Annotated in this window: 25 protein-coding genes and 2 tRNA genes; 4 read left to right on the forward strand and 23 right to left on the reverse strand. The window is 71.6% G+C overall.

The genetic code is table 11. The features are described from left to right. Positions 1-191 precede the first annotated feature (191 nt). The 8 genes from holA to leuS all read right to left on the reverse strand — a co-directional run bounded on the left by holA (position 192) and on the right by leuS (position 10,926). Complete coding sequence (gene holA, locus ACFV7R_RS06995) at positions 192-1,181, reverse strand: DNA polymerase III subunit delta (protein ID WP_206307040.1); 990 nt, start codon at positions 1,179-1,181, stop codon at positions 192-194. Between the two features lie 145 nt (positions 1,182-1,326). Further along, the gene (locus ACFV7R_RS07000) at positions 1,327-1,572 is read right to left on the reverse strand and encodes a hypothetical protein (protein ID WP_224740161.1); all 246 of its coding nucleotides are present in this window, start codon (positions 1,570-1,572) and stop codon (positions 1,327-1,329) included. 43 nt (positions 1,573-1,615) lie between these two features. After that, positions 1,616-2,464, reverse strand: coding sequence for an arylamine N-acetyltransferase (locus ACFV7R_RS07005; RefSeq protein ID WP_385260788.1), 849 nt, complete (start codon positions 2,462-2,464; stop codon positions 1,616-1,618). 4 nt (positions 2,465-2,468) lie between these two features. Further along, complete coding sequence (locus tag ACFV7R_RS07010) at positions 2,469-5,021, reverse strand: ComEC/Rec2 family competence protein (RefSeq protein ID WP_385260790.1); 2,553 nt, start codon at positions 5,019-5,021, stop codon at positions 2,469-2,471. Continuing rightward, positions 5,018-6,049 carry a helix-hairpin-helix domain-containing protein gene (locus ACFV7R_RS07015; protein ID WP_385260793.1) on the reverse strand — a complete coding sequence of 344 codons (1,032 nt, stop codon included), beginning with the start codon at positions 6,047-6,049 and terminating at the stop codon, positions 5,018-5,020. The genes ACFV7R_RS07010 and ACFV7R_RS07015 overlap by 4 nt, the downstream gene beginning before the upstream one ends. A 120-nt stretch (positions 6,050-6,169) precedes the next feature. Then, complete coding sequence (locus ACFV7R_RS07020; RefSeq protein ID WP_385260795.1) at positions 6,170-7,015, reverse strand: DegV family protein; 846 nt, start codon at positions 7,013-7,015, stop codon at positions 6,170-6,172. 105 nt (positions 7,016-7,120) lie between these two features. Further along, positions 7,121-7,855, reverse strand: a complete 735-nt coding sequence (locus ACFV7R_RS07025; RefSeq protein ID WP_385260798.1) for a hypothetical protein — start codon at positions 7,853-7,855, stop codon at positions 7,121-7,123. A gap of 191 nt (positions 7,856-8,046) precedes the next feature. After that, a complete protein-coding gene (gene leuS, locus ACFV7R_RS07030) occupies positions 8,047-10,926 on the reverse strand; it encodes a leucine--tRNA ligase (protein WP_385260800.1) in 2,880 nt (959 codons plus the stop codon). 524 nt (positions 10,927-11,450) lie between these two features. On the opposite strand from leuS, the gene ACFV7R_RS07035 reads away from it, so the two are divergent. Beyond that, complete coding sequence (locus ACFV7R_RS07035; protein ID WP_385260801.1) at positions 11,451-12,674, forward strand: cytochrome b/b6 domain-containing protein; 1,224 nt, start codon at positions 11,451-11,453, stop codon at positions 12,672-12,674. Next, positions 12,671-14,284 carry an NADH-ubiquinone oxidoreductase-F iron-sulfur binding region domain-containing protein gene (locus tag ACFV7R_RS07040; protein ID WP_385260803.1) on the forward strand — a complete coding sequence of 538 codons (1,614 nt, stop codon included), beginning with the start codon at positions 12,671-12,673 and terminating at the stop codon, positions 14,282-14,284. Before ACFV7R_RS07035 ends, ACFV7R_RS07040 begins: the two co-directional genes overlap by 4 nt. Positions 14,285-14,493: 209 nt before the next feature. Here ACFV7R_RS07040 and ACFV7R_RS07045 read toward each other — a convergent pair. Continuing rightward, positions 14,494-14,566: transfer RNA gene (locus ACFV7R_RS07045), tRNA-Ala, on the reverse strand. A 113-nt stretch (positions 14,567-14,679) separates the two neighbouring features. Between ACFV7R_RS07045 and ACFV7R_RS07050 the strand changes: the two genes are divergently transcribed. Continuing rightward, positions 14,680-15,888 carry a glycosyltransferase 87 family protein gene (locus ACFV7R_RS07050; RefSeq protein WP_385260806.1) on the forward strand — a complete coding sequence of 403 codons (1,209 nt, stop codon included), beginning with the start codon at positions 14,680-14,682 and terminating at the stop codon, positions 15,886-15,888. On the opposite strand, the gene ACFV7R_RS07055 is transcribed toward ACFV7R_RS07050, so the two are convergent. The 9 genes from ACFV7R_RS07055 to ACFV7R_RS07095 all read right to left on the reverse strand — a co-directional run bounded on the left by ACFV7R_RS07055 (position 15,857) and on the right by ACFV7R_RS07095 (position 20,634). Further along, entirely contained in the window at positions 15,857-16,090 is a 234-nt protein-coding gene (locus ACFV7R_RS07055; RefSeq protein ID WP_003976229.1) for a hypothetical protein, read from the reverse strand. The genes ACFV7R_RS07050 and ACFV7R_RS07055 overlap by 32 nt on opposite strands. 3 nt (positions 16,091-16,093) lie before the next feature. Continuing rightward, positions 16,094-16,270 (reverse strand): hypothetical protein, encoded by a 177-nt coding sequence (locus tag ACFV7R_RS07060; RefSeq protein WP_129802364.1) that lies wholly within the window; start codon positions 16,268-16,270, stop codon positions 16,094-16,096. A gap of 206 nt (positions 16,271-16,476) precedes the next feature. Further along, a tRNA-Ala gene (locus ACFV7R_RS07065) sits at positions 16,477-16,549 on the reverse strand. Between the two features lie 117 nt (positions 16,550-16,666). Then, positions 16,667-17,344: a histidine phosphatase family protein gene (locus tag ACFV7R_RS07070; RefSeq protein ID WP_385260808.1), complete on the reverse strand. Its 678-nt coding sequence runs from the start codon at positions 17,342-17,344 to the stop codon at positions 16,667-16,669. Next, positions 17,335-17,781, reverse strand: coding sequence for a ribosome silencing factor (rsfS, locus tag ACFV7R_RS07075; protein ID WP_129802362.1), 447 nt, complete (start codon positions 17,779-17,781; stop codon positions 17,335-17,337). Before rsfS ends, ACFV7R_RS07070 begins: the two co-directional genes overlap by 10 nt. Positions 17,782-17,850: 69 nt before the next feature. After that, a complete protein-coding gene (locus ACFV7R_RS07080) occupies positions 17,851-19,515 on the reverse strand; it encodes an LCP family protein (protein ID WP_385260811.1) in 1,665 nt (554 codons plus the stop codon). 16 nt (positions 19,516-19,531) lie between these two features. Beyond that, positions 19,532-20,167, reverse strand: coding sequence for a nicotinate-nucleotide adenylyltransferase (nadD, locus tag ACFV7R_RS07085; RefSeq protein WP_129802360.1), 636 nt, complete (start codon positions 20,165-20,167; stop codon positions 19,532-19,534). Between the two features lie 32 nt (positions 20,168-20,199). Further along, positions 20,200-20,364 (reverse strand): hypothetical protein, encoded by a 165-nt coding sequence (locus ACFV7R_RS07090; protein WP_385260814.1) that lies wholly within the window; start codon positions 20,362-20,364, stop codon positions 20,200-20,202. A 108-nt stretch (positions 20,365-20,472) separates the two neighbouring features. Next, positions 20,473-20,634, reverse strand: coding sequence for a hypothetical protein (locus ACFV7R_RS07095; protein WP_165396471.1), 162 nt, complete (start codon positions 20,632-20,634; stop codon positions 20,473-20,475). 140 nt (positions 20,635-20,774) lie between these two features. Between ACFV7R_RS07095 and ACFV7R_RS07100 the strand changes: the two genes are divergently transcribed. Further along, a complete protein-coding gene (locus ACFV7R_RS07100) occupies positions 20,775-21,884 on the forward strand; it encodes a M48 family metallopeptidase (protein WP_385260817.1) in 1,110 nt (369 codons plus the stop codon). Here ACFV7R_RS07100 and ACFV7R_RS07105 read toward each other — a convergent pair. The 5 genes from ACFV7R_RS07105 to proB all read right to left on the reverse strand — a co-directional run bounded on the left by ACFV7R_RS07105 (position 21,881) and on the right by proB (position 26,914). Then, the gene (locus ACFV7R_RS07105) at positions 21,881-22,954 is read right to left on the reverse strand and encodes a hypothetical protein (protein ID WP_385260819.1); all 1,074 of its coding nucleotides are present in this window, start codon (positions 22,952-22,954) and stop codon (positions 21,881-21,883) included. The genes ACFV7R_RS07100 and ACFV7R_RS07105 overlap by 4 nt on opposite strands. Positions 22,955-23,054: 100 nt before the next feature. Continuing rightward, on the reverse strand, positions 23,055-23,654 hold the full coding sequence (locus tag ACFV7R_RS07110) for a hypothetical protein (RefSeq protein WP_385260820.1): 600 nt from the start codon (positions 23,652-23,654) through the stop codon (positions 23,055-23,057). A 106-nt stretch (positions 23,655-23,760) separates the two neighbouring features. Next, positions 23,761-25,047, reverse strand: a complete 1,287-nt coding sequence (locus ACFV7R_RS07115; RefSeq protein WP_385260821.1) for a glutamate-5-semialdehyde dehydrogenase — start codon at positions 25,045-25,047, stop codon at positions 23,761-23,763. A 71-nt stretch (positions 25,048-25,118) separates the two neighbouring features. Further along, entirely contained in the window at positions 25,119-25,601 is a 483-nt protein-coding gene (locus tag ACFV7R_RS07120) for a hypothetical protein (RefSeq protein ID WP_385260824.1), read from the reverse strand. A gap of 206 nt (positions 25,602-25,807) precedes the next feature. After that, complete coding sequence (proB, locus tag ACFV7R_RS07125; RefSeq protein ID WP_224736822.1) at positions 25,808-26,914, reverse strand: glutamate 5-kinase; 1,107 nt, start codon at positions 26,912-26,914, stop codon at positions 25,808-25,810. Between the last annotated feature and the right edge of the window lie 30 nt (positions 26,915-26,944).

Genomic DNA, 26,944 nt, shown 5'->3' on the forward strand with positions numbered 1-26,944 from the left:
CGGCAGGACCCAGAGCGGGCCCTCTCTCATCCGCTCCCGACCGGCACCCCGAGTCCGTACGCGGCCTGCGTTCGCCACGCGGGTACGGGCTCACCAGCTTGAACCGAAGGCCCCGGCCTCTCGCTCTTCCCCAGAGCGGGCGCCGGGGCCTTCGGTGTGAGCTCGGGGGAACGCGAGGGGGCGCCGGGAAACTACGCCCGCCCTCTCGACCGAGCCGCCCGCGCGATCGTCACGACCGCCTTCTCCAGGGCGTACTCGGGATCGTCCCCGCCGCCCTTCACTCCGGCATCGGCCTCGGCGACCGCCCGCAGGGCGACCGCGACCCCGTCCGGCGTCCACCCCCGCATCTGCTGCCGCACCCGGTCGATCTTCCACGGCGGCATACCCAGTTCCCGCGCGAGATCGGCCGGCCGGCCGCCGCGCGCCGAGGACAGCTTCCCGATCGCCCGCACCCCCTGCGCGAGCGCACTCGTGATCAGCACCGGCGCCACTCCGGTCGCCAGCGACCAGCGCAGCGCCTCCAGGGCCTCCGCCGCCCGCCCCTCGACCGCCCGGTCGGCGACCGTGAAGCTCGATGCCTCGGCCCGCCCGGTGTAGTACCGCCCGACCACCGCCTCGTCGATGGTCCCCTCGACATCCGCGGTCAGCTGGGACACCGCGGACGCCAACTCCCGCAGATCGCTCCCGACGGCGTCGACGAGCGCCTGGCAGGCCTCGGGCGTGGCCGACCGCCCGAGCGCACGGAACTCACTTCTGACGAAGGCCAGCCGGTCCGCCGGCTTCGTCATCCTGGGGCAGGCCACCTCCCGCGCGCCCGCCTTGCGTGCGGCGTCCAGCAGCCCCTTGCCCTTGGCTCCGCCCGCGTGCAGCAGCACGAGGGTGATCTCCTCGGCGGGCGCCCCCAGATACGCCTTCACGTCCTTGATCGTGTCGGCGGACAGGTCCTGCGCATTGCGTACGACGACGACCTTGCGCTCCGCGAAGAGCGACGGGCTGGTCAGCTCCGCGAGCGTGCCGGGCTGCAGCTGGTCCGGTGTCAGGTCACGTACGTCCGTGTCGGCGTCGGCGGCCCTGGCGGCGGCCACCACCTCCTGCACGGCACGGTCGAGCAGAAGGTCCTCCTGGCCCACGGCAAGCGTCACCGGGGCGAGAGGGTCGTCATTCGCAGTCTTCCTGGCCATCGCGACAAGCATCCCACGGGCCACTGACAACGGGGTCCGGGCCGAGGGGGCCACGTGAAGGGGCCGCGTCAAGGGAGGCCACGCCAGGGAGGCCGTGCCAAGGGAGGCCGCGCCAACCGGATCCGCGCCACTCCACCCGGCAGAGCTACGGTTCCTCCCGCCACCCGTCCCACTCCCCCGCGAACTCGTCCAGCTCCCCGGGATCCAGCCGCCCCTCCTCGTCCCGCAGCACGACCAGCCACTGCGCGTCCTCGGCGTCGTCCTCACCGGCCAGCGCATCCCGCAGCAGCCGCGGCTCCTCGTCCAGCCCGAACCGCTCCCCGAGCGCCTGGGCCACCTCTTCCGCGGCATCGCGGTCCGGCAGCACCAGCACATGTCTCGCATCACTCACGGCAGCCATTTTCCGGCACCGCTCCCGGAATCGAACAAGCAGGTCAGCCCGCCCGGCCGGGGTGCCGCACGGCAGGCACCCGGTCCAGCTCGATCCCGAACCGCTCCCGGTACACCGCGAGCACCTCCTCGTCCCCGGCGAGCTCCCGCTCGTCGCGCTTCCCGTCGGCTGCCGTCACCTTGAGCCGCCGCCCGCTCAGCGTGATCCGCCCGCCGTCCTCCGTGACCCGCGAGCAGACCAGCGACTTCCCGAAATGCGACTCCGGCGACGTGCTGTGCCACCAGGCCCCGGTCACGAAGTCTCCGAGCACCCGCGGCCGCAGATCCAGCCGGTACACGGGGCTGCCGTCCCTGACAACGTCCAGGTCGGCCGCCCCGGCCGCACCCCCAGCGCCCGGGCCGCCCAGTACGCCCGCCGCGTCCGGCCCCGCCTCGACGATCCGGAAGATCCCACCGGGATCCGTCTGTTCGCGGGTCTCCTCGAAGGCCAGCGGATAGTGGAAGTGCGCACCGAACCCGACGTCGGCGAGCCACTCGCCCGCGTCGACCGTCCGCACCCGCAGCGCGAGGTGGTCGTACGGGATCCCGAGCCGTCTCCCCTCCCCGTACACGCGTCCTGCCAGCAGCGTCACGTCGTACCCCAGCGCGCCGAGCAGCGCGCCGAACGCCCCGTTCAGTTCGTAGCAGAACCCGCCGCGCCGCGCCCCCACCACCTTGTCCAGCAGCCGCTTCTCCTCCAGCACGATCTCCTCGCCGAGGTGGATCGACAGGTTCTCGAAGGGCACGGTCTGCAGATGGCGCAGATGCAGCTCGCGCAGAACGTCGACGGTGGGCCAGGCCGGGCTTGCGACCCCCAGGCGGCGGAGGTAGGCATCAACCTGTGCGGAGTTCATGCCTTCAGTCTCGCGCCACGCGCAACTCCGCGCCCGCACCGACGACCGCCATCGCCCCGTCCAGATCCGTCCGCAGCACCGCCGCGCCCCCGTCCCGCAGCGCAGCGACCGTGCTGGGAGCGGGATGTCCGTAGGCGTTGTCCGCACCGCAGGAGATCAGCGCCAGTCGCGGGGCCGCCCGGCGTATCAGGTCCGGGTCCTGGTAGGCGGAGCCGTGGTGGGCCACCTTGAGCACGTCCACGCCGCCCAGCACCGCGGCCGCCGGTGACCGCAACAAGGCCTGCTGGGCCGGGGGTTCGAGGTCCCCGAGCAGCAGCATCCGCAGCCCTCCCGACCGTACGAGCAGGGCGACACTGGCATCGTTCGGACCGTCCGGGGCCGGTGCCGGACGCGGCGGCGGCCACAGCACCTGCCAGGACAGGTCCCCGGTGCGCCGCTGCTCCCCCGCAAGGGCATGCCGGACCGGAATCCCCCGGGCAGCCGCCTGTCTTCTGACGAACTCCGCCTGGTCCGAGGGTTCTTCGAACCCCGTCGTCTCGACCGCCCCCACCGCACGCCCCCGCAGAACGCCGGGCAGCCCGGCCACATGGTCGGCGTGGAAGTGGGTGAGGACCACCAGGGGGATCCTGGTGATGCCGAGGTCGCGCAGGCACCGGTCGACCAGCCTCGGGTCCGGGCCCGCATCCACGACGACCCCGGTTCCCTCGCCCGCCGCGAGCACCGTCGCGTCGCCCTGCCCCACGTCGCACATCGCCAGCCGCCAGCCCGGCGGCGGCCAGCCCGTGATCACCCGGGTCAGCGGCGGCGGCTGCAGCACGGCCAGCGCCAGCAGCGCCCCGCAGGCCGCGCACAGCCAGGGGTGCCTCAGCAGCCGCCGGCCGGCCACCACGACGCCCACCGTGACCAGGGCGAGCAATGCCGCCCCGGCCCAGCTGCCCGGCCAGTCCACTCCGGCGCCGGGCAGCGCCGCCCCGGTCCGGGCGACGTCCGCGATCCACCCGGCAGGCCAACTCGCGCACCACGCCAGCGCCTTGGCCACCGGCATCGCCACGGGCGCTGCCGCGAGTGCCGCGAAGCCCAGTACCGTGGCCGGCGCGATCGCGAACTCCGCGAGCAGGTTGCAGGGCACCGCCACCAGACTCACCCGCGCCGACAACACCGCGACGACCGGCGCACAGAGCGCCTGCGCCGCGCCCGCCGCGGCCAGCGCCTCGGCGAGCCTGGGCGGCACCCGGCGCCGTTGCAGCGCGGCGCTCCAGCGAGGCGCGAGGGTGAGCAGGGCGCCGGTGGCCAGGACCGACAGCAGGAAGCCGTAACTGCGGGCCAGCCAAGGGTCGTACAGCACCAGCAGCAGCACTGCCGTGGCCAGTGCCGGGATCAGCGATCTGCGGCGACCGGTCGCCAGGGCGAGCAGTGCTACGGCTCCGCAGGCCGCGGCCCGCAGCACGCTCGGGTCGGGTCTGCACACGACCACGAAGCCCAGCGTGAGCGCTCCGCCGAGCACCGCGGTCGCCCGGAGCGGGATGCCGAGCCGGGGTGCGAGGCCACGGCGCTCACTGCGCTGCGCCAGGCCGGGCGGCCCCAGGAGCAGGGCGAGAATGATCGTGAGGTTGCTCCCGGACACGGCGAGTGTGTGCGCGAGGTCGGTCTCCTTGAAGGCCTCGTCCAGCTCCGGTGTGATCCGCGAGGTGTCCCCGACGACCAGCCCCGGCAGCAGCGCACGCGCGTCCGCCGGCAGCCCGTCGGTGGCCTCCCGCAGCCCTTGCCGCAACCGCCCCGCGAACCGTTGTGCCCCCGACGGCTCCCCCACCACCTCGGGCACCGGCTGATCCCGGACCCGCAGCACCGCCGCGATCCGGTCGCCGCCCACCGCAGCGGGCGCCAGCCGCCCGGTCACCCTGACCCGCGTGGAGGGCAGCAGCTCGAGCCACTCACGCCCGGCACCCCGCTCGGCGTCGACGATCACCAGTACCGGTGTCCGCGTCACCGTCGTCGTCCCTGGCGTCACCTCCACGCCTCGCACCTGCACGTTCAGCAGCACGGAGGCCGGAGCCAGGCGATTCCCCGTGACACGGGGCCGGGTCATCCGGGGATCGGAGACGACCTCCACCTCGGCGGACACCCAGGCGAACTGCCGCGCCAGCCCCGGCACCGGCCCCCGGTGCAGGTCCGCCCCGTGCAGCCCGGCCGACGCTGCGGCCGCGGCGACACAGAGCAGCACGGCGGCGACCGGGACACGCGGCCGCGGCCGCTCGGCCGCCGGACGTCGGTCTCTTGCGCCCCATCGGCCTCTTTCACCCCTTCCGAGCCGCCGCCGGAGCAGCAGCCCACCGGCCACGACCAGGCAGGTGACCACGACCCCGGTGAGCAGTCCCGGCGCGGCATGCAGCGCCGACGCCGCCGTCGCCCACGCCGCGAGGGCGGGCGGTACGAGGCGGAGGTCCGTCGGGCCCTCCTGCCGCGGGTGGGCGGCTCCCAGCCGCTTGCCGGAGGCGGCGTGCACGGCTCGGCGGGCGACGAGAGGAACGCCCTGGCCCTGGCCCTGCTCCTGCCTCATGGCCGTACCAGATCCCGCAGGTCGGCGAACCGTCGCTCGCCGATGCCGTTGACCTCCCGCAGTTCGTCCACCGAGCGGAAGCCGCCGTGCTGCGTGCGGTAGTCGATGATGTGCTGCGCGAGCACGGGGCCGACGCCGGGCAGCGTGTCGAGCTGTTCCACCGTGGCGGTGTTCAGGGAGACGGGTCCCGCCGGGATCCCGGGTGCTGCTCCCGCGGGTGCTCCGGCGGGGGCACCCGGTGCCGGGACGGGTGGGGGTCCGCCGACGACCACCTGCTCACCGTCCACGAGGAGGCGTGCGCGGTTGAGGCCCTCGATGTCCGTGCCGGGACGCACCCCACCGGCCGCGCGCAGTGCGTCGGCGACCCGCGACCCGGCCGGCAGCCGGTGAATCCCGGGTTCGCGCACCTTTCCGCCGACGTCCACCACGATCTCGGCGACGGGCGTGCCGGTGTCGCCGGCCGGGCCTGGCGGTGAGCCCGACGCGGCAGGCTCGGCCTCCTGAACTCCGTACGGAGCCGCCGCCTTGACCACCTCGGGCGCCTGCACGGACTGCGTCCGCCCCGTCCAGAAGTGCTGCACGGCGAAGCCGGCGGCGACGACGAGCACCACGGTGAACGCGAGCACGCTCCGCCGCTCCAGGCCACACCTCGCCTGCAACCACAGCGGCATCCGCTCCCGCACGGCAAGCCCGGCCCGCTCCCGCCAGGACCCGCCCCCTGCCCCGACAGGCGCAGTCGACGTCTCCTCGCCACCGGGGTTCGCCTCCGGCCCACTGGCCTCCCCAGAACCTGACCGCCCCTCAACCGGAGGCCCCGCCCCCGACTCCCGCCATTTCCCGGCTCGTTCGGCGAAGAGCACCTCGGCCCGTCGACGGAGTTCCTCTGCAGACGCATGCCGACTGCGGGTCCGGCCCTGCGCCGGTGGACGGCGATGGTGATGGCGATGGAGGGTACGGCCGTCGGAGGCGGGACCTCGGCCCGGTCCGCTGGTGACGGATGCTGCGCGAGTGCGTGATCGAAGTGCCATGCGACGAGGATCCGGCACTGCCGCACCCTCGCGATGATCTTGCTCAATTCCCGGGGACTACCGCCCGGTTGTGGAAAACCTCGCTACCCACACGAGTGAACACAGCGTGCCGAGGCCCCCTCACCGCGGCGACACCACAACGCCCAGCAACCCGGGCCCCGTATGCGCCCCGATCACCGCCCCCACCTCACTCACATGCAGGTCGGCCAGCTCCGGAACCCGCGCCCGCAAGCGGTCCGCCAGGGCCGACGCGCGGTCGGCCGCGGCGAGATGGTGGACGGCGATGTCGACCTGTGCATCGCTCGCCCGCTCGGCCGCGATCTCCTCCAGCCGGGCGATCGCCTTCGACGCCGTGCGGACCTTTTCCAGGGGTTCGATACGGCCGCCGTTCAGCTGGAGCAGCGGCTTCACGGCGAGCGCGGAGCCGAAGAGCGCCTGCGCGGTGCCGATCCGGCCGCCGCGGCGCAGATAGTCGAGGGTGTCGACATAGAAGTAGGCGGACGTCCCCGCGGCCCGTTTCTCCGCGGCCGTGACCGCCTCGTCCACCGTGCCACCCGCGTGCGCCGCCTCGGCCGCGGCCAGCGCGCAGAAGCCCAGCGCCATCGCGATCATCCCGGTGTCCACCACGCGCACCGGCACCGGAGCCTCCCGCGCCGCCAGGACCGCCGCGTCGTAGGTGCCGGACAGTTCGGCGGACAGGTGCAGGGAGACGATGCCGGTGGCGCCGGCCTCGGCGACCTTGCGGTAGGTCTCGGCGAAGAGTTGGGGGCTGGGGCGTGAGGTGGTGACGGGGCGTCGCTTCTGGAGCGCCTGGGCCAGGGAGCGGGTCGAGATCTCGGTGCCCTCCTCGAGGGCCCGGTCACCGAGGACCACGGTCAGGGGCACCGCGGTGATGCCATGGCGCTCCATCGTCCGTGGCGGCAGGTAGGCCGTTGAATCGGTGACGATCGCGACATGGCGGGACATGAGCTGGAGGTTACCTGGCGTAGTGCCCGGGCGGCAGCCCGGCCCTCTCACCTGTGCCGGGGCCGGCCTCGGCGCGTTGCGGAAAGGCAGAGGGGAGCGGGAGCTTCAGGTCGTGCTCTCGGGGCGGGGCTTCTTCTGCCAGGGATAGGTGGGGCGCGGGCCCGGCGGGGTGATGGCGGGGCGCGTCGGTTCCTCGGCCGTGTTCGGCTGCGGGGTTTCCGGCCAGGTCTGCTGGGGCGCCGCCGCGTCGGCCGCCGGTGCCTCCGGCCACGGGGGCGGCGTCGCCGAGGTGTCGGAGGTGGTCCAGTGCCGCAGGGCGCCGGCCTCGACGTCGATCTGTGTGCTCAGGGAGTCCAGGTCGTCGTCCGCGAAGCGGTGGGCCCGGTCGCGGGCGGCCCAGCGCAGCGAGTCGGCCGACCGTGTGATGCGCTCGGTGCGCTCGCGCAGCGTGGGCAGCCGCTCGGCGAGCGTCGCCCGGTCCGGTTCTGACTCCAGGCGCCTGAGCTCGTCGTCCAGTTCGTGTCCGTGCGCGCTGAGCCGCTGGAAGAGACCGAGGGCCTCCTTGAGGGATTCGTCCTCGGCCGCACCCGCGTGCAGCGCGTCCTGGGTGGCCCGCATCGATGTCCGCAGTGACAGCCGCAGCTGGGCGATCTCGCCCGCCGGGCCCGGCTGGGCGAAGGACTTGGCTCGCAGCGTGTGGTCCTCGACGGTGCGGCGGGCCTGCGTGATGGTGCGGTCCACGCCGCGCTTGGCGGCGCCGACGACCTTCACGGTGGCATAGGCGCCGAGCACCACAAAGAGCACGAAGAGAAGGGCGAACACTGCGAACACTGCTTCCACGATGCTCCTCCTCCGACCCCGCCGCGGCAGGCACCGCGTCGCTCTTCAACGGTAAACGAGGCGGGCAGGCCCGGAGTTCCAGGAGAACCCCGAACCTGCCCGCACAGAACCCCGAACCTCCCCGCACGGACCAGCGAACCAGCCCTTAGGGGACGACCGTCGCTCCCCAGAAGTCCGTCATCCGCAGGTGCCTACGCCGGAACGATGTTCACCAGCTTCGGCGCCCGCACGATCACCTTGCGGATCCCTGCCCCGCCCAGCGCGGCGACGACCTTCTCGTCGGCCAGTGCCACCTTCTCCAGTTCCTCCTCGGAGATGGCCGGCGACACCTCCAGCCGCGCCTTGACCTTGCCCTTGACCTGCACGACACAGGTCACGGTCTCGTCGACCACGTACGCCGGGTCGGCGACGGGGAAGTCCTGGTGCACCACCGAATCGGTGTGCCCCAGCTTCCGCCACAGCTCCTCGGCGATGTGCGGCGCCAGCGGCGCGACCATCAGCACCAGCGGCTCGGCGACGGAGCGCGGCACTGCGCCTCCCGCCTTGGTCAGGTGGTTGTTCAGCTCGGTGACCTTGGCGATGGCGGTGTTGAACCGCATGCCCTCCAGGTCCCCGCGCACACCGTCGATCGCCTTGTGCAGCGCCCGCAGCGTCTCCTCGTCGGGCTCCCCGTCGACGACCGTCACCTCACCGGTGGCCTCGTCGACGATGTTGCGCCACAGCCGCTGCAGCAGCCGGAACTGGCCCACCACCGCGCGCGTGTCCCACGGCCGGGACACGTCCAGCGGGCCCATCGCCATCTCGTACAGACGCAGCGTGTCGGCGCCGTACTCGGCGGCGATCTCGTCCGGAGTGACCGCGTTCTTCAGGGACTTGCCCATCTTGCCCAGCAGCCGGGAGACCTTCTCGCCCTGGTAGTAGTAGGCGTCGTCGCGCTCCTCCGCCTCGGCGGCCGGTACCGCGATACCGCGGCTGTCGCGGTAGACGTAGGCCTGGATCATGCCCTGGTTGAACAGCTTGTGGAACGGCTCCGCCGAGGAGACGTGCCCCAGGTCGTACAGCACCTTGGACCAGAAGCGCGCGTACAGCAGGTGCAGCACGGCGTGCTCGGCACCGCCCACGTACAGGTCGACGCCGCCGTGCGGCTGCCCCTCGCGCGGACCCATCCAGTACCGCTCGATCTCCGGGTCGACCAGCTTCTGGTCGTTGTGCGGGTCCAGGTAGCGCAGCTCGTACCAGCAGGAACCGGCCCAGTTGGGCATGGTGTTGGTCTCGCGCCGGTACTTCTTCGGCCCGTCGCCCAGGTCCAGGGTGACGTTGACCCACTCCTCGTTGCGCGACAGCGGCGTCTCGGGCTGGGTGTCGGCGTCGTCCGGGTCGAAGGTGCGCGGCGAGTAGTCCTCGACCTCCGGCAGCTCCAGCGGCAGCATCGACTCGGGCAGGGCGTGTGCGATGCCCTCCTCGTCGTAGACGATCGGGAAGGGCTCGCCCCAGTAGCGTTGGCGGCTGAACAGCCAGTCACGCAGACGGAAGTTGACGGTGCCCTCGCCGATGCCCTTGCGCTCCAGCCACTCGGTGATGCGCGCCTTGGCGTCGACGACACCCAGGCCGTCCAGGGAGATCTCGTCGTTGGCGGAGTTGACGATCTTCGCGTCGTACGACGAGAAGGCGTCCTCCCATGTCGAGGTGTCGGTGCCCCGGCCGTCGGTCGGCTCGACGATGCACTGGATCGGCAGCTCGAAGGCGCGCGCGAACTCGAAGTCGCGCTGGTCGCCCGCCGGGACGGCCATGATCGCGCCGGTGCCGTAGCCCATCAGGACGTAGTCGGCGATGAAGACGGGGACCTGCTCGCCGTTGACCGGGTTGGTCGCGTACGCGCCGATGAAGACGCCGGTCTTGTCCTTGGCCTCGGCCTGCCGCTCGACGTCGGACTTCGAGGCGGCCTGCGCGCGGTACGCGGCGACGGCCTCGGCCGGGGTCGCATGGCCGCCGGTCCACACCTGATGCGTGCCCTCGGGCCATTCCTGGGGCGTGAACTTCTCGACCAGCGGGTGCTCGGGCGCCAGCACCATGTAGGTCGCGCCGAACAGGGTGTCCGGGCGCGTGGTGAAGACCGTGATGCGCTCGCCGTCGATCGGGAAGTCGACGCGGGCGCCCTCGGAGCGGCCGATCCAGTTGCGCTGCTGCAGCTTGATGGCCTCGGGCCAGTCCAGCTGCTCCAGGTCGTCCAGCAGCCGGTCGGCGTACGCCGTGATGCGCATGTTCCACTGGCGCAGCTTGGCCTTGAAGACGGGGAAGTTGCCGCGCTCGGAGCGGCCGTCGGCGGTGACCTCCTCGTTGGCCAGCACGGTTCCCAGGCCGGGGCACCAGTTGACCGGCGCGTCGGAGGCGTACGCCAGGCGGTACTCACTCAGGACGTCGGCGCGCTCGGCGGCGCTCAGCTCGTTCCAGGAGCGCCCACCGGGCAGCGCGCGCTCGCCGCTGCCGAACTGGGCGATCAGCTCGGAGATCGGGCGGGCCTTGCTCGCCTCGTCGTCGTACCAGGAGTTGAAGATCTGCAGGAAGATCCACTGGGTCCACTTGTAGTAGTCCGGGTCGATCGTCGCGAACGACCGGCGCTTGTCGTGGCCCAGGCCCAGCCGGCGCAGCTGGGACTTCATGTTCTCGATGTTGGCCTCGGTGGACACGCGCGGGTGCGTGCCGGTCTGCACGGCGTACTGCTCGGCGGGCAGGCCGAAGGCGTCGAAGCCCAGGGTGTGCAGGACGTTGTGGCCGGTCATCCGCTGGAACCGGGCGAACACATCGGTGGCGATGTAGCCCAGGGGGTGGCCGACGTGCAGGCCCGCACCGGAGGGGTACGGGAACATGTCCATGATGAACTTCTTGGGCTTGGCGACCGTCTCGGGGTCACCCGCCAGGTCACCCTCCGGGTTCGGTGCCGCGTAGACACCCTCGGCGTCCCAGAAGTCCTGCCAGCGTGCCTCGATCTCGGCCGCCATGACGGCCGTGTAGCGGTGCGGTGCGGCCTCCGCCGGCACGGCTGCGGCGGCAGCGGGGTTCGTCTCGCTCATGATCCTCAAAGCTCCATCGATCGTCTCTGCCAGCGGCTGTCACGTCAGGAAATGAAAAATCCCCTCGCACAGGAGGGGACGCCGCGCCGATTCCGGCCCACTCGGTCGATCCGGTGGCCGGGACTGATCAGCGCGGCCCGCTAAGCAGAAGGCGTACGGCACGCATGGCGCCAGGGTACCGCAGCCGTCGAGCGGCCCGCGACGGCCTTTCGGGCACGTCCGGCACCGGGTGCCACCCCCGAAACACTGAACAACGGTCAAACGTTACTTCGCGTAACGGCCACTAAGGGGCATCACAACAAGCTCATTGTCCTTTGATAACAGCGCAATAACTCAAACCTCGTACTCACCGGTATGGCGGCGCCTAGAGTGCGGCACGGGACCGCATCCCATACCGCTCGGAGTCACCCCATGGACCCTTGTCCTCATAGCAGCCCGCTTCCCCGGCCGGGCCGGCCGGCCCTCGAGGCGGCCGCTGCCGTTCTGTTGTTCCCGCCCTTCGTCGTGATGTCGGGAGGAATGCCGTGACCACGGACGACAGCACGGCGGACGACTCGTTCGCCTATTTCCTCGACTTCGGTGCGGGCGTCCTGTCACTGGTCTGCCTCAGTTGCTCGGTGATCTGGGGACTCGTCGCCCAGGACCGGATCCTCCTCGACGCCCGCCGACGGATCCTGGCGCAGGCGGTGCACCGGACCACCGCCGTCGCCTCGATCGTCTTCCTGCTGGTCCACATCGTGACCAAGCTGGTCCTGGACCACACCACGTGGATCGCCGCGGTGATCCCCTTCGGGCTCCTCCTCGCCAACGACGACGAGGTCATGGGCAGAGGCTTCCTCATCGGGCTCGGCACCCTGGCCGGTCTGATCATGATCTTCGTGGCCATCACCGGCATCCTGCGCAACCGCTTCGCGTCCCCGGCGCCCGTCGCGGCACGCTGGCGGGCCATGCACATGCTCGCCTACCCGGCGTGGTGTGCGGCGCTGGTCCACGGCCTCTACGCGGGTCGCTCGGCAAAGCCGTTCTTCGTGTTCCTGTACGTACTGTCACTGATCGGCGTCGGAGCGGCCCTCGCGCTGCGCGCGGCACCCCGCCCCGTCAAGCGCCAGGTCGCCGACCGGATCACCGCGCTCCTGGGAGCCGAGCGGGCGCCCGGCAGGGAGCAACTGGAGGAGAGCCGGGCCCGGGCGGGCGAGTCCGCGCTGCCGGGCTACGAGAACCAGCGAGGCTCCCAGCCGCGTACGGCGGCACCCTCAGGACCGCTGTACGAGACCGCCGAGCGCCCTGCCCGCCCGGAACCCGCGAACGGTTTCTCGGCGGCGTACCGCGCCGTCTCGGCGCCTCCACGCCCCCAGCAGTCCTTCGCAGCCGACCAGACCGCCCGTATGGAGTTGCCGTTCGACGCACAGCCCACGGAGGCGCTCCCGCGCATGGACTCCGGCGGCAGCACGTCCGGATCCTGGCCGATCCCGTCCCCGCCCCCGGTCGGCGAGGCGCCCCCGTCGGCCTACGACCCCCTCCAGGACACGGGATACAACATCCCGACCTATGGCAATCCGGGCGCCGGCGGGTACGGCGGAAGTGATGTGTACGACACCGGTGAGTCGAACACCCTCAATGACACGTACAACCCGAGTGACACGTACAACAGCGGTCCCACCACTGAAACACTGCCCGGTGCGTCCTACGACTTCGACGCACCGGGTTCGGGCGAAGCTTGGAACACGCCTTCCGGAGGCTATAAGTGAACGAGGCCCTGCCCGACGTCCCAGAAGTCCGCGTGGTCGGTCTTCCCCAGCTCACGTCGGGCTTCGACCTTGTCGAAAGACTCGATCTGCCCATGCACCTGAAGGTGCACGGGCCGCTCGAACCCATGGGCGGCGAGCAGCTTGCGCAGCTCGCCGAACGCATCAACCTCAAGGGCCGTGGCGGCGCGGGCTTCCCCTTCCACAAGAAGCTGCGCTCGGTCGCCGAGTCGGCGATCAAGCGCGGCGTCCGGCCGGTGGTCGTCGTCAACGGCAGTGAGGACGAACCGGCCTGCCGCAAGGACACGGTGCTGATCAACCGTGCCCCGCATCTGATCCTGGACGGCGCGCTGCTGTGCGCCGAGGCACTGGGTGCCCGCACGCTCGTGGTGGGGGTCACCCGTGAGTCCACGCAACGCTCCATGGAGGCCGCGCTCGCCGAACGCGGCCTGAGCAACGGACGCCGATCGGCACTCCGCGCGCGCGTGCAGCGCAATCCGGTCCGTATGGTCACGGGAGCCGCCGCATCCCTGATCCGCTCCATCGACGGCGGCCCGGCGATCCCGCCCGGCCGCAAGATCAGCGCCTCGCAGAGCGGCGTCGGCGGCGCGCCCACACTCCTGTCCAACGCCGAGACGTTCGCCCAGCTGGCGATCGCCGCCCGCATCGGCCCGGAGCGCTACGGCAACACCGGCCTGTACGACGAGCCGGGCACCGTCATGCTCACGGTCTCCGGCGCGGTCGCCCGCCCCATGGTGATCGAGGTCCCCACGGGCGTGCCGCTGCGCTACGTCCTCCAGCTGGCCGGCGCCCCGCCCGTCCCGCAGGGGGTGCTCACCGGCGGCTACCACGGCAAGTGGATCGACGCGGCGACGGTGAACGAGGCGATCGTCTCCCGCAATTCGCTCGACGCGGTGGGCGGTTCGCTCGGTGCCGGCGCGATCCTGCCGATCAGTCAGGACACCTGTCCGCTCGGCGAGTCGCTGCGGGTGGCGCAGTGGCTGGCGGAGGAGAGCGCGGGCCAGTGCGGTCCCTGCTACCTCGGCCTGCCGGCCGCCGCGCGCGGTATGGAGGACATCCTCAACGGCGGCGGCCCGGCCGCCCTGGAGGCGCTCAAGCAGGTCGCCAAGAACGTGAAGCGGCGCGGCGCATGCTCGCACCCGGACGGCTCGGCGATGTTCCTGGAGTCGACCGTCAAGGCCTTCACCGACGACCTGGCGGCCCATGTCCTCGGAAACGGCTGCGGACGACCCGTGGAGGGCGTTCTGCCGCTCTTCGAGGGCGGCAGGGCCCCGACGGGCATCCCGGGCGGCGGCGAGTCCGAGGAGAACGGTCCCAGCCGTCAGAAGATCTACGTCGACTGGACGCTGTGCCGGGGCCACGGGCTGTGCGCCGACATCCTCCCGGAGGTCTTCGAACTCGGCGCCGACGGTTTCCCGACCGTCGCCCAGGCCCAGGTGCCGCGCCGGGCGGAGGACAAGGCGATGCGCGCGGTCCGCCGCTGCCCGGCCCTCGCCCTGCGCATCGAGGAGGACACCCGCTCCCAGGCGCCCACCCGCAACAACCTCCCGGTCCTCTCCCAGGTCCGCGGCCGCCGCGCCCTCGGCCGCTGAGCACGAAGGAAGGGGCCGTCCCGTTCAGGGGTGGCCCCTTCAACTCCGGTCGGCCGTGCCGCGCTTGCTCCGGGCCGACGGCCGCATGGACAGGCCCATGGGGGTGCTGATGGCAGCCCCCCACACACACACGCGGCGCAGCCGCGCAGAAAACGACGAGGGCGACCTGGTCCGCGCTTTTCAGCGGACGCAGGTCGCCCTCGCACTTGTGGAGCTAAGGAGAATTGAACTCCTGACCTCCTGCATGCCATGCAGGCGCTCTACCAACTGAGCTATAGCCCCTTGTATTGTTCCGCCCGGTTTCCCCGGCGGCGACGCCAACTTTACACGGTCTACCCGGGGCATCACCAAATCGTTTCCGTTCTGCGCCGATACGACCGCTATGGTCGATCCCCGTGACCGTGATCGCGTTCTCCGCCGTCCACCGTCGGGTGCCGGTAGCCCTTACGGCGTGCCTCGTTTCCTTCGCGGCGTTCTGGATCGCCCAGCGCGCCGCCCACGTCTCGATGCTCGACCTGATGGTGTACCGGGCCGAGGGCGCGACCGTACGGGCGGGCGGCGATCTGTACGCGCTGCGGGCGACCTGGGCGCAACTGCCCGCCACCTACCCGCCGTTCGCGGCCCTGCTGTTCACCCCGCTGACACTCCCCGACACGGAGAGCCTGCGCACGCTGGCGACGGCCGGGAACCTCGCCCTCCTTGTGGTGCTGGTGCGGCTGTCGCTGCGGCTCGTGGGGCACGCGCGCGTGGCGACGGTCTGGTGGGTCTCGGCGGTCGCCGTGTGGTGCGAGCCGGTGTGGACGACGCTGCGGTACGGGCAGGTCAATCTGCTGCTCGCGGTGCTGGTGCTGTGGGATCTGGCACGGCGTCCCGACCGCTGGGCGGGCCTGGGCATCGGGCTCGCGGCGGCCGTCAAGCTGACACCCGCTCTGTTCGCCGTCTTCCTGCTCGCCACCGGTGTCGTGGCGCACCGGGGGCGTCGCAGCGGCCCTTGGCTGCGGCACGCGCGCGGGGCGGCGGTCACGTTCGCCGGCGCGACCGTCCTCGCGGCGGTCGTCCTGCCGTACGACTCGTGGCGGTTCTGGACCCACATGGTCTTCCGGACCGGCCGGGTCGGGTATGCCGAGGAGACGGCGAACCAGGCCCTGCGCGGCGTCCTCGCCCGGCTGCTGCACACGCCTGATCCCGGCGCCCTCTGGGCTGCCGTCGCGGCCGTCGTGGCCGGGGCGGGGCTGGCGGTGGCGGTGGTGGCGGAGTTGCGGGGCGAGCGGGCGTGGGCGGTGGCCTGCTGTGCGGTGACGGCGCTGCTCGTCTGCCCGGTGTCGTGGTCGCACCACTGGGTGTGGTGCGTGCCCGTGGTGCTCGTTCTGGCAGCGCGCGGACACCGCGCGGTCGCCGTCGGCACGCTGCTGGTGTTCTGCTCGTACGCCCTGTGGTGGGTGCCACATGGGCCGGGGCGGCCCGAACTCGACCAGGGCGGCATCGAGTTCACTCTGTCGGGGCTCTACGCAGCCACGGGCTGCCTCTTCCTCGGGCTCGCCGCGGCCTCGGCGGGCAGGAGCGCAGCAGAGGTCAGGCCGTCACGAACGAGTAGAACCGTTTGAGCGTGCAGTGCTCCTCCAGGAGGCGGCCGTAGATCGGCTCGCCCTCCAGTTCGCGGTACGTCTCGATCGGGTCGCCCTTTATGATCAGCGCCCGCGCGCATTCCTCGCACCAGTACTGGTAGTCGGGATTCACCGGTTCCATGTCGCGGACGATCGGGGTGCCGCTGCCGCACCAGTCGCACTTCCGCCTGTGTGCACCCATCGATCAGCTCCAGCTGTGGCCGCAGGCCGTGCACACGTACGAGATGCCACCGTTGTCCCCGAGGACCTGGGCGACATGCGCGGAACCGCAGGAAGGGCAGCTGAGGCGGGTGATCGTGTCCCGTATCAACGCCGCTCCGCCGAGGAGGTGGCCGACCTCCTCGAGGATGCTCGCAGGCATCGCTACTCCCTCCCGTCGGGCCGCGCCCCCTTCCGGCCGTTTGATTCTGCCACGACCGGACCAATACGGTCAGCGACGCCTTGGTACCAGTCCGGACACGGCAGCCCGGGCGCGCCTCCCAGAGAGGTATACGCCTCCCGGGCCCGGACCGCTCAAGCGGGCGACAACGAAAAATCCCGCCCCCTGAGGGGGACGGGATTCGTCCGTGGAGCTAAGGAGAATTGAACTCCTGACCTCCTGCATGCCATGCAGGCGCTCTACCAACTGAGCTATAGCCCCTGGTGCCACGCGGCGGAGCCGCATGGTGTTTCGCCCCGCTCGGCGGGGCGAACAAGAAGAACTTTAGCCTGCGACCTGCCGGAAAGTGAAATCCGGGCCCCTGGTGGACTCCGCCGCTCAGTCGTCGTCGCCGAGCACCGGCTCCGGCAGTGTGCCGGCGTTGTGCTCGAGCAGCCGCCAGCCGCGGGCGCCCTCGCCGAGGACGGACCAGCAGCAGTTGGAGAGCCCGCCGAGGCTCTCCCAGTGGCGGGACTCCAGGCCGAGGAGACGGCCGATCGTGGTGCGGATGGTGCCGCCGTGGCTGACCACGACCAGCGTGCCGTCGTCGGGCAGCTTCTCGGCGTGCCGGAGCACGACCGGGGCTGCGCGGTCGGCGACCTCGGTCTCCAGTTCGCCGCCGCCGCGGCGCACCGGCTCACCGCGCTTCCACGCGGCGTACTCCTCGCCGTGCCGGGCGATGATCTCGTCGTGCGTCAGGCCCTGCCAGACGCCCGCGTAGGTCTCGCGCAGGGCCTCGGTGTGGTTGACCTCCAGGCCGGTGAGCGCGGCCAGCTCGGCGGCCGTGTTCGCGGCCCGCTGCAGGTCCGAGGAGACGATCGCGTCGGGCTTGAGGGAGGCCAGCAGCCGGGCGGCGCGGCGGGCCTGGGCCAGGCCGGTCTCGGTCAGCTCGACGTCGGTGGTGCCCTGGAAGCGGCGCTCCACGTTCCAGGAGGTCTGGCCGTGCCGCCAGAGGATGACACGGCGGCCGCGGCCCGGCTTCGCGCCGGTCACCTCCCCGGTGGCGCTCACCGCCACTCACCACCTGTCTCGGCGGCCTCCTCGGCGGCCTGCAGCTTGGCGTGCTCCTCGGCCTTGCCGCGGGTGGCCTTGGCGTCGGCGGGCAGCTCGAGCTCGGGGCAGTCCTTCCACAGCCGCTCCAGGGCGTAGAAGACCCGCTCCTCGCTGTGCTGGACGTGGACGACGATGTCGACGTAGTCCAGCAGCACCCAGCGGGCCTCGCGGTCGCCCTCGCGGCGCACCGGCTTGGCGCCGAGTTCCTTCTGGAGCCGTTCCTCGATCTCGTCGACGATCGACTTGACCTGGCGGTCGTTGGGCGCGGACGCCAGCAGGAAGGCATCCGTGATCGACAGCACATCGCTCACGTCGTAGGCGATGACGTCGTGCGCGAGCTTGTCGGCGGCCGCCTGGGCGGCGGTGTTGATGAGCTCGAGAGATCGGTCTGTTGCGGTCACTACATGGCTTTCCGTCGACGGTCACTTGTCCTCAAGGGTCTCACGGACCGCCGACGGCACCCCACGGCATTACCCGGCCGAGGCCGGCTCGTAGTCCTGCCCGAGCACCACCGACACGTTCGCGTTCGCGGAGACCTTGCCCTTGACCACCGCGTCCTCCGGCAGCCCCAGGGTCTTGGCGACCTCGGTGGCGTTCTCCTTGTCGGCGGCGTCCGCGTAGGTGACCTCGGAGGCTGCCTGGGCGCTGCCTGCCGTACCGGCCTCCAGGAAGGTGAAGCCGCCGTTGAGGAGGACCACGCGGACCTTCTCCGTGTTGTCCTTCACACCGCTGGCGTTCCGCACGGAGACCCGGACGGCCGCGTCCTGGTCGGGGCTCTTCGCGGTGCCGCCGAGGATGTCCTTGACCACGCTGTCACTGGCCTGCGCGCTCAGCGTGCCGTCGGTCTGGACGGGCAGCACGGCCGTCTTGTGGTCGCCGCCCTTGGCGAGGTCGGAGAGGCCCGCGAGGAAGGTCCCGAGGTCCTTGTCGGTGAGCGACGGGTCGAGGATCTGCGCGAGGGTCTGCACGGTGGTCGTCGCGGCCTGGGCGTCGGAGGACATCTTGCGCAGCACGCCCTGCATGACCTGCCCGAACCGCTCCAGCTGGGCGTTCTGGGCCTCGCCGGAGGCGCGGTAGGTGGCGTAGGCGACCGCCATCTTGCCGCTGAGGGTCTGGCTCTCGCCCTTGTTGACGAGGGGCGCCTCGCCCTTCTTCTTGGCCTCGGGGTCGGGCACGTCGGCGTTGGTGTCGATCTCGATGTTGCCGACGAGGTCGACGAGGTTCTGCAGGTAGGGGGTGTCGAGGCGCCAGGTGCCCTGGATCGAGGTGCCGAGGACGGTGTCCAGCGCCTCGCGGGTGCCGGAGGAGCCGTCGTCCTCGACCGACTTGGCCAGGGTCGTCGTGCCGTCGTCGCCGGTCAGGGCGAGAGCGTTGGGCAGCAGGACGGTGGTGCCCTGCTTGGTGGTGGTGTTGTCGACGAGCAGCGCCGTGGTGGTGCCGCCCTTCTTGGTGTCGTGCAGGTGGACGACGATCACGTCGCGTTTCTGCGCGGTCGCGGTCGTCGTACCGCCGGTCTTGTCGTCGGACGACGACAGGCCGGGGAGCTTTCCGGCGTACCAGAGGTAGCCGACGCCGCCGGTCGCGGCCAGCGCCAGGACGACGACCAGGGCGATGAGGCGGCTGCGGGCGCGGCGCCGGGCCTCCTCGCGGCGCTCGGTGCGGTTCTCGGTGAACTTCAACCAGTCGATGACGTCCTCGGAGTCCCCGTCGGGGTCCTCGACGAAGGCGAACTGTTCGGTGCGGTAGTCCCGGTCGTCCGGGTACTCCTGGTCGTCCTGGTACGCCGGGGCGCCCCGGTGATCCCGGTCGTCCCGTACGGGTTCCTCGACCGGGCCCGCCTGCTGCGGGATGTAGGCGGTCTGCTCGGCGACGCGGGGCTGCCGGCCGGTCCCGTACGGGTCGTACGACGGCACCGGCTGCTGCTGCCCCGTCCCGTAGGGGTCGTACGGGGGTACCGGCTGCTGCTGGCCCGTCGCGTACGGGTCGTAGCCGTAACCCTGCTGTGTGTAAGGGTCGTACGGCTGCTGTGGGGACGGCTGCTGCGGCACCTGCCGGTACACAGGCCGGCCGTACTCGTCGTAGCCGACGAGCTCGTACTGGTCGCCCCCGTGACCAGCGTCGTATCGGTCGTTCACCGGTGCCCCTCTCGGCTCACTCGCCGCGGTACAGCTCTCGTTTGGCGATGTAGCGCACGACTCCGTCCGGCACCAGATACCAGATGGGGTCGCCCTTGGCGACTCTCGCACGGCAGTCCGTGGAGGAGATGGCGAGGGCGGGCACCTCGATCAGGGAGACGCCGCCCTCGGGGAGCCCGGGATCGTTGAGGTGGTGGCCGGGCCGGGTCACGCCGATGAAGTGGGCGAGGGAGAACAGCTCCTCGCTGTCCCGCCAGGTCAGGATCTGAGCGAGGGCGTCGGCGCCGGTGATGAAGAACAGGTCCGTGTCGGGGTTGAGCGCACGCAGATCGCGCAGCGTGTCCACGGTGTAGGTGGGGCCACCGCGGTCGAGGTCGATACGGCTCACCGAGAACTGCGGGTTCTCGGCGGTCGCGATGACCGTCATCAGGTAGCGGTCCTCGGCCAGGGAGACCTTGCGGTGGGTCTTCTGCCACGGCTGCCCGGTGGGCACGAACACCACCTCGTCGAGGTGGAACTGCGCGGCGACCTCGCTCGCCGCGACCAGGTGTCCGTGGTGGATCGGGTCGAACGTTCCGCCCATGACGCCGAGGCGGCGCTTGCCGCTCGTCGTGTCATGTGCCGGACCGGTAGGCATGTCCTGCTCTCCCATGCGTGCAGACCCTACCGGCCCGGTCTGTGGGCTCAGCGGTCGCGGTTGAAGCGGGTGGTGATCCACAACAGCAGCATCAGGCCGAGGAACGCGCCGCCGCCGGTGACCAGGGGGTTGATGCTCTCGTGGTTGCCGCCGTGCTCCTGGCCCTCGGCGGCGAGGGTGACCAACTGGGCTGCGGCGCTGTGGAAGCTCATCTTCGGCAGAACCTATCGCGTGTGGGCGGAAGAGACGTCGGCTCATCGTATGCGGGCGCCTCGGCCGCGATCACCCCGACTCCGCCGTCGGGCAACCTTCCGGGGCGCTCAGTCGTCCTTCCGCCTGTAACCCCGAAGCAGGAACCAGGCGGTCAGCACACAGCCGACCACCATCACGATCAGTACGACCCGGAGAAGATTCCCCGCCCCCTGCTGCTGGGCGGCGCTCGCTGCCTCGGTGAGCCAGGCGGCTGCGGGGTGGTGCTCCATGGTGCGGGACTCCTTCGCTGTGCTGCCCGTCCACGGTATCTCCGCCTAGGCTGGGCCTTGCTTCGGGGGCGTACAGGAAAGCGCAAAGACAACCGCGCGCGGACAACAGCGCGCGGAGTACACAGGGCACACCGACGCACATGGGGGAAGACATGTCCGACGACGGCCACCAGCAGGACGGGCACGAGCACGTGCCGAGCCGGCAGCGCAGGCGCTTCCCGGGAATCTCCTCGCGTGCGTACGAGCATCCGGCGGACCGCTCCGCCCTGGTCGCGCTGCGCAAGCTGAGCGGCTTCGACACGGCCTTCAAGGCGCTCAGCGGGCTGCTGCCCGAGCGGAGCCTGAGGCTGCTGTTCCTGTCCGACTCGGTGCGCGTCTCGGACCGGCAGTTCGCCCACCTCAACGACATGCTGCGGGACGCCTGCTACATCCTGGACCTGGAGAAGGTCCCGCCGATGTACGTCAACCAGGATCCGCAGCCCAACGCGATGTGCATCGGCATGGACGAGCCGATCATCGTCGTCACGACCGGGCTCGTCGAGCTGCTCGACGAGGAGGAGATGCGGGCGGTCATCGGCCACGAGGTCGGCCACGCCCTGTCGGGGCACTCCGTCTACCGCACCATCCTGCTGTTCCTGACCAACCTCGCCCTGCGGGTGGCCTGGATCCCGCTGGGCGGCGTCGCGATCATGGCGATCGTGACCGCGCTGCGCGAGTGGTTCCGCAAGTCGGAGCTGTCCGCCGACCGCGCGGGACTGCTGGTCGGCCAGGACCTCCAGGCCTCGATGCGCGGCCTGATGAAGCTCGCGGGCGGCAACCACCTGCACGAGATGAACGTGGATGCGTTCCTGGAGCAGGCCGAGGAGTACGAGGCCGGCGGCGACCTGCGCGACTCCGTGCTGAAGATCCTCAACACGCTGCCCCGCACCCACCCCTTCACCACCGTGCGCGCGGCCGAGCTGAAGAAGTGGGCGGCCTCCCGCGACCACCAGCGGATCATGGACGGCCACTACCCGCGGCGCGACGAGGACAAGGACACCTCGGTCTCGGACTCCTTCCGCGAGTCGGCCTCGCACTATGCGGGCCATGTGCGCGCCTCGAAGGACCCGCTGATGAAGCTGGTCACCGACATCGCGGGCGGCGCCGGCGACCTGGGCAGCCGGGTGCGGCGCGGCTTCGGCGGCTTCACGGGCGGCTCCGCGGGCGGCTCCGCCGACGCACCGCCGAAGGACGAGCCGCCGCGCGACTAATTCACCTTGGGCTGGGCGCTGTCCGCCAGTGTCCCGCACAGGGCCGTCGCGCCGTGCGGGGCGTAGGGGTCCGTGCCGGCCGGGCCGCCGGCCTTCGGGGTCTGGCCGGCGAGCAGCGGGCGCAGCCGGTCGGCGGTGTCCTCGGCGCAGGACAGCGGGCCTGCCTGGACGTGCGAGCCGACCAGCTGGGCCTGGTGCAGGCGCAGGTCGTCGCGGTCGAAGCGGAAGTGCAGCTCGCGCCGGACCGTGAACAGCGACGCCTCGGCTTTCGCACCCGCGTCGGCCGGTCGCAGCGCGTACACGAAGGTGTGGTCCGCGGTGACCTCGAGGGTGGCCGAGTCGGCCTCGGTGACCTGCAGGCTGCCCTGCACACGGATCTCACGGTCGGCCAGTTCGACGTGGGCGGGGTCGAAGCGCACCAGCCAACCGGTGGGAGCGTGCCGGCCGTCGGCGGAGGGCACCTCGAAACTGCGGTCGAACTGGGCGAGTTGGCCGGGGTCGAGCAGGACCCGCACGGGCCGGACCTGCTCGCCGGTGAGCACCTCGGGGTAGAGCGAGGAGCGGACGATGTAGTCCTTGGCGGTGGTCAGGGCGGTGACGACCTGGCCGTCCGAGAAGTTCGCGGTGCGCCGGGCGGCGGGCAGCGGGATGCCCTCGGCGCCGGTGCGGAACTGCGCGGCGGGACTGTTGACGTACAGCTGTTCGGGGTCGGTGGCGCCGGGCACGCTGCCCTGCGGGGCGAGCGGGATGACGGTCATCCGCAGGGGCTCGACGGGCCGGCCGGCCTGCGGGTTCTGGTAGGGGTGCCGTACGCCCATGTAGATCGCGGTGCCGAAGGCGAGGGCGATCAGTACGACCAGCACGAACGCCTGCCGGGACAGCCCCCGGCGCAGGGGCGGCCGGCGGCGTACGGCGGGCGCGTGGTCGGTCAGGCGCTCCTGCGCGGAGAACTCCTGGAGGCGGGCAGCGCGGACGAACGACTCGTCGAAGACGACGGATCGGTATTCGTCTTCCGCACCGTTGGAGGCGCCGTCGGGTGTCCCCTCGGGTGGTTCTCCAGGCCCGCCCATAACTTCAGGGTAGGTCTCCCGGAGCTCCGGTAAACGCCCTGCTCCACCACAACTTCTGACAGGTACTCACCAGAATGGCGCATACCTGCGCAGGGCCGGTTCAGGGCGTGCGCGGAACCGCGGAGACGGCCGGCTGGGAGTAGTCGGCGGAGGCGGAGGGGGCGGCCGAGGTGCCCTGCTCCAGGCCGGTGGAGGCGGGCGGCGGGACCTGGTCCTGGCGGCCCGAGGAGGCGCCCCGGTAGACCGCGGCGAAGGCCAGGGCGACCATGCCGATACCCATCACCAGGGCGAGCAGCCAGGCGACCGGGCGGTGCCAGCGGACCTGCTTTCCGTACGGTCCCGGCATGCCGTCGCGGCTGTCGAGGAGCTCGGGGTCGTCCAGGTCGTCGAAGTCCGGGTCGCGGTGGAAACCGGGGTCCTCGGCACCGTATCCGTCGTCGTACCGCTCGCCTCTGCCGTGTGCCCGGCGGGCCTCCGCCTCGGAGGCCTCGGCTCTGGCCTGCGCGGCGGCCAGGAGGCGTTCGACGGCGGTCGGCTCGTGCACCACGGCCGCCTGTACGAAGGCCTCGTCGAAGACCACGGAGGCGAACTCTTCGTCCGACACCCCGCGGTCGTGGTCGTCGTCGGGCTCCCAGCCGTCAGGGAACGGCGTACCCCCCACGTCCTCCGGCACGGATCCAGAGTAGACCTGGGGGGTCAATTTGGGCAGACAGTATGGAAATTCATCCGCTTGCTGAGACGTCTCCGCCGGGGCACGGACGCGAGTCGGGGGCGCGTGTCCGCCGCATATGCCGGTGCCGCGCTCCTCAGCGCCTTACGTGTCCGTCCCCGGTGACGATGTACTTGGTGCTGGTCAGTTCGGGCAGCCCCATCGGGCCGCGGGCGTGCAGCTTCTGCGTCGAGATGCCGATCTCCGCGCCGAAGCCGAACTGGCCGCCGTCCGTGAAGCGGGTGGAGGCGTTCACGGCGACCGTGGTGGAGTCGACCAGCTGGGTGAAGCGGCGGGCGGCCTGCTGGGAGGTCGTCACGATGGCCTCGGTGTGACCGGAGGTCCACAGCCGGATGTGCTCCACGGCCTTGTCGAGGGAGTCGACGACGGCTGCGGCGATGTCGTACGACAGGTACTCGGCCTCCCAGTCCTCCGGGGTGGCCTCGACGACGGTCGCCTTGGTGTCCTTGGCGTACGCCAGCACCCGCTCGTCGGCGTGCACGGTGACCCCTGCCTCGGCGAGGGCGTCCAGCGCGCGCGGCAGGAACTCGGCGGCGACGGCCCGGTGGACCAGCAGCGTCTCGGCGGCGTTGCACACGCTGACCCGCTGCACCTTGGAGTTGATCAGGATCTCGAGGGCCATGTCGAGGTCGGCGTGGGCGTCGACGTAGACGTGGCAGTTGCCGGTGCCGGTCTCGATGACCGGGACCGTCGACTCCTGGACGACCGTCTGGATCAGCGAGGCGCCGCCGCGCGGGATCAGCACGTCGACCAGTCCGCGGGCCCGCATCAGCTCGCGCACGCTCTCGCGGCTCTCGCCGGGCACCAGCTGTACGGCGTCGGCGGGCAGCCCGGACCCGCCCACGGCGTCGCGGATGACCCGGACGAGGGCGGTGTTCGACTCGTACGCGGAGGCCGAGCCGCGCAGCAGTACCGCGTTGCCGGACTTCAGGCACAGGGCGGCGGCGTCCACGGTGACGTTCGGCCGGGCCTCGTAGATGATCCCGACGACGCCGAGCGGGACGCGGACCTGGCGCAGGTCGATGCCGTTGGGAAGGGTGGAGCCGCGGACGACCTCGCCGACCGGGTCGGGCAGCGCGACGATGTCCCGCACGTCCGAGGCGATGGCCCGGACGCGCTCCGGGGTCAGGGTCAGCCGGTCGACGATGGCCTCGCTGGTGCCGGCCTCGCGGGCCTTGGCGACGTCCTTGGCATTGGCCTCGACGATTTCGCTCGCACGGACCTCGAGCGCGTCCGCGATGGCGAGCAGCGCGTCGTCCTTCACGGCCCGGGGCAGCGGCGCGAGGTCGGCGGCGGCGGCCTTGGCACGGTAGGCGGCCTGGATGACCGGGGTCATGGAGTCGTACGGCGAGAGCGTGGTCATGAGGGAAGGGTAGTGCGCCGGACGGGACCGTCCATCGAGCGTTCCACACCCCGAGACAGGCCCGAATGCCCTCAAAAGGGGTGGACGCCCACTGGGCTGGCCGGTGGCGGGCCGTAGCCCTCGGAGATGCGCTGGTGGTAGGTGGCGCGGTCGATGACCTCCAGGCCGACGATCTCCCAGGGCGGGAGCCCCGCGGTCTGCCGGTGCTCGCCCCACAGGCGCAGCGCGACGGCGGCCGCGTCGTGCAGATCGCGGGCCTCCTCCCAGTACCGGATCTCGGCGTGGTCGTCGGCGTATCGGCTGGTCAGCAGGAAGGGGTGGTCGTGGGCGAGCTGTTCCAGGGCACGCCGCAGCTCTTCGACGGGGGCGGCCTCGCCGGAGACGCTGAGGGTGATGTGCCACAGGCGGGGGATGTCCGCGGGCTCCTCGCCCGCGTACCGCTCCCCGGCTGCGACGCTGGTGAGGGCGCGCTCCTCGCCGGTGGTGCGGCGGCCGGTGTCGCGGGAGGGGGAACCGCCGCGGGACGCCGCTGCCCCAGGGCGTACTCGTCTCACGACGGCCTCCTTTGCGCGGTGTCGAGCCGGGGTCGAGCCGTGCTCGTGCGGGATGTGCCTGAGACAAAGTTGAGCAGGCCGCCAGGGTTCGCGGGGCCGTTTTGCGCAACGTCCACCTCAGGGCGGGCGCATTTTGCGGAGCGTTCCCCCCGTTTTCGGCCTGCGCCGCGCGCTTCACCGGCCGAGGATCACCCGGTCGTCGTTCCTCACCGGTGGAGGAGCACCAGATCGTCCCGGTGGACGACCTCCCGCTCGTAGGCCGGTCCCAGGTCCCGCGCCAGTTCCCGGGTCGAGCGGCCTATCAACCGGGGGATTTCCTTGGCGTCGAAGTTGACGAGCCCGCGGGCCACCGCGCGTCCGGCGCCGTCACGCAGTTCGACGGGGTCGCCCGCACTGAACTCGCCCTCGACGGCGGCGATCCCGGCCGGCAGCAGTGACTTGCGGCGTTCCACGACCGCGCGCACCGCGCCGTCGTCGAGGGTGAGCGAACCCTGCGGCGCGGAGGCGTGCTGGAGCCAGAGCAGCCGGTCCGCGGAGCGCTTGCCGGTGGGGTGGAAGTAGGTGCCGGTGTCCTGGCCGGTCAGCGCGTCGGCCGCATGGATCGCGCTGGTGAGCACCACGGGGATGCCGGCGGCGGCGGCGATCCGGGCCGCCTCGACCTTGGTGACCATGCCGCCGGTGCCGACGCCGGCCTTGCCGGCGCTGCCGATCTCGACCTGCGCGAGGTCGGCCGGCCCCGTCACCTCCGCTATCCGCGAGGTGCCGGGCTTGGTGGGGTCGCCGTCGTAGACGCCGTCCACGTCGGAGAGCAGCACCAGCAGGTCGGCCCGTACGAGGTGGGCGACGAGCGCGGCGAGCCGGTCGTTGTCGCCGAAGCGGATCTCGTCGGTGGCGACCGTGTCGTTCTCGTTGACGATCGGCAGGGCACCCATGGCGAGGAGCTTGTCGAGGGTGCGGGAGGCGTTGCGGTGGTGGGCGCGGCGGCTCATGTCGTCGGAGGTGAGCAGGACCTGGCCGACACGGGTGCCGTAGCGGGCGAAGGATGCGGTGTAGCGGGCGACCAGGAGCCCCTGGCCGACGCTGGCGGCGGCCTGCTGGCGGGCGAGGTCCCTGGGGCGGCGGCGCAGGCCCAGCGGGGCGAGTCCGGCGGCGATGGCACCGGAGGAGACCAGCACGATCTCCTTCTCTCCTTGGCTTCGCACCTTGGCGAGGACGTCGACGAGCGCGTCGACCCGGTCGGCGTCCAGACCGCCGGACGCGGTGGTCAGCGAGGAGGAACCCACCTTGACGACGATCCTGCGGGCCTCGTGCACATCCTGCCTTGCCGCTGCCACCTTGCTGTC

Origin of the sequence: Streptomyces sp. NPDC059866 (assembly GCF_042731325.1) — a bacterium.
GTDB classification, from domain to species: Bacteria; Actinomycetota; Actinomycetes; order Streptomycetales; family Streptomycetaceae; genus Streptomyces; species Streptomyces flavusporus.

Bases quoted from the DNA above. Each gene is read 5' to 3' on its own strand.
- holA (WP_206307040.1), bottom strand. From the start codon at position 1,181: ATGGCCAGGAAGACTGCGAATGACGACCCTCTCGCCCCGGTGACGCTT.
- ACFV7R_RS07005 (WP_385260788.1), bottom strand. From the start codon at position 2,464: ATGAACTCCGCACAGGTTGATGCCTACCTCCGCCGCCTGGGGGTCGCA.
- ACFV7R_RS07010 (WP_385260790.1), bottom strand. From the start codon at position 5,021: ATGAGGCAGGAGCAGGGCCAGGGCCAGGGCGTTCCTCTCGTCGCCCGC.
- ACFV7R_RS07015 (WP_385260793.1), bottom strand. From the start codon at position 6,049: ATGGCACTTCGATCACGCACTCGCGCAGCATCCGTCACCAGCGGACCG.
- ACFV7R_RS07020 (WP_385260795.1), bottom strand. From the start codon at position 7,015: ATGTCCCGCCATGTCGCGATCGTCACCGATTCAACGGCCTACCTGCCG.
- leuS (WP_385260800.1), bottom strand. From the start codon at position 10,926: ATGAGCGAGACGAACCCCGCTGCCGCCGCAGCCGTGCCGGCGGAGGCC.
- ACFV7R_RS07055 (WP_003976229.1), bottom strand. From the start codon at position 16,090: ATGGGTGCACACAGGCGGAAGTGCGACTGGTGCGGCAGCGGCACCCCG.
- ACFV7R_RS07060 (WP_129802364.1), bottom strand. From the start codon at position 16,270: ATGCCTGCGAGCATCCTCGAGGAGGTCGGCCACCTCCTCGGCGGAGCG.
- nadD (WP_129802360.1), bottom strand. From the start codon at position 20,167: ATGGGAGAGCAGGACATGCCTACCGGTCCGGCACATGACACGACGAGC.
- ACFV7R_RS07090 (WP_385260814.1), bottom strand. From the start codon at position 20,364: ATGAGCTTCCACAGCGCCGCAGCCCAGTTGGTCACCCTCGCCGCCGAG.
- ACFV7R_RS07095 (WP_165396471.1), bottom strand. From the start codon at position 20,634: ATGGAGCACCACCCCGCAGCCGCCTGGCTCACCGAGGCAGCGAGCGCC.
- ACFV7R_RS07100 (WP_385260817.1), top strand. From the start codon at position 20,775: ATGGGGGAAGACATGTCCGACGACGGCCACCAGCAGGACGGGCACGAG.
- ACFV7R_RS07105 (WP_385260819.1), bottom strand. From the start codon at position 22,954: ATGGGCGGGCCTGGAGAACCACCCGAGGGGACACCCGACGGCGCCTCC.
- ACFV7R_RS07115 (WP_385260821.1), bottom strand. From the start codon at position 25,047: ATGACCACGCTCTCGCCGTACGACTCCATGACCCCGGTCATCCAGGCC.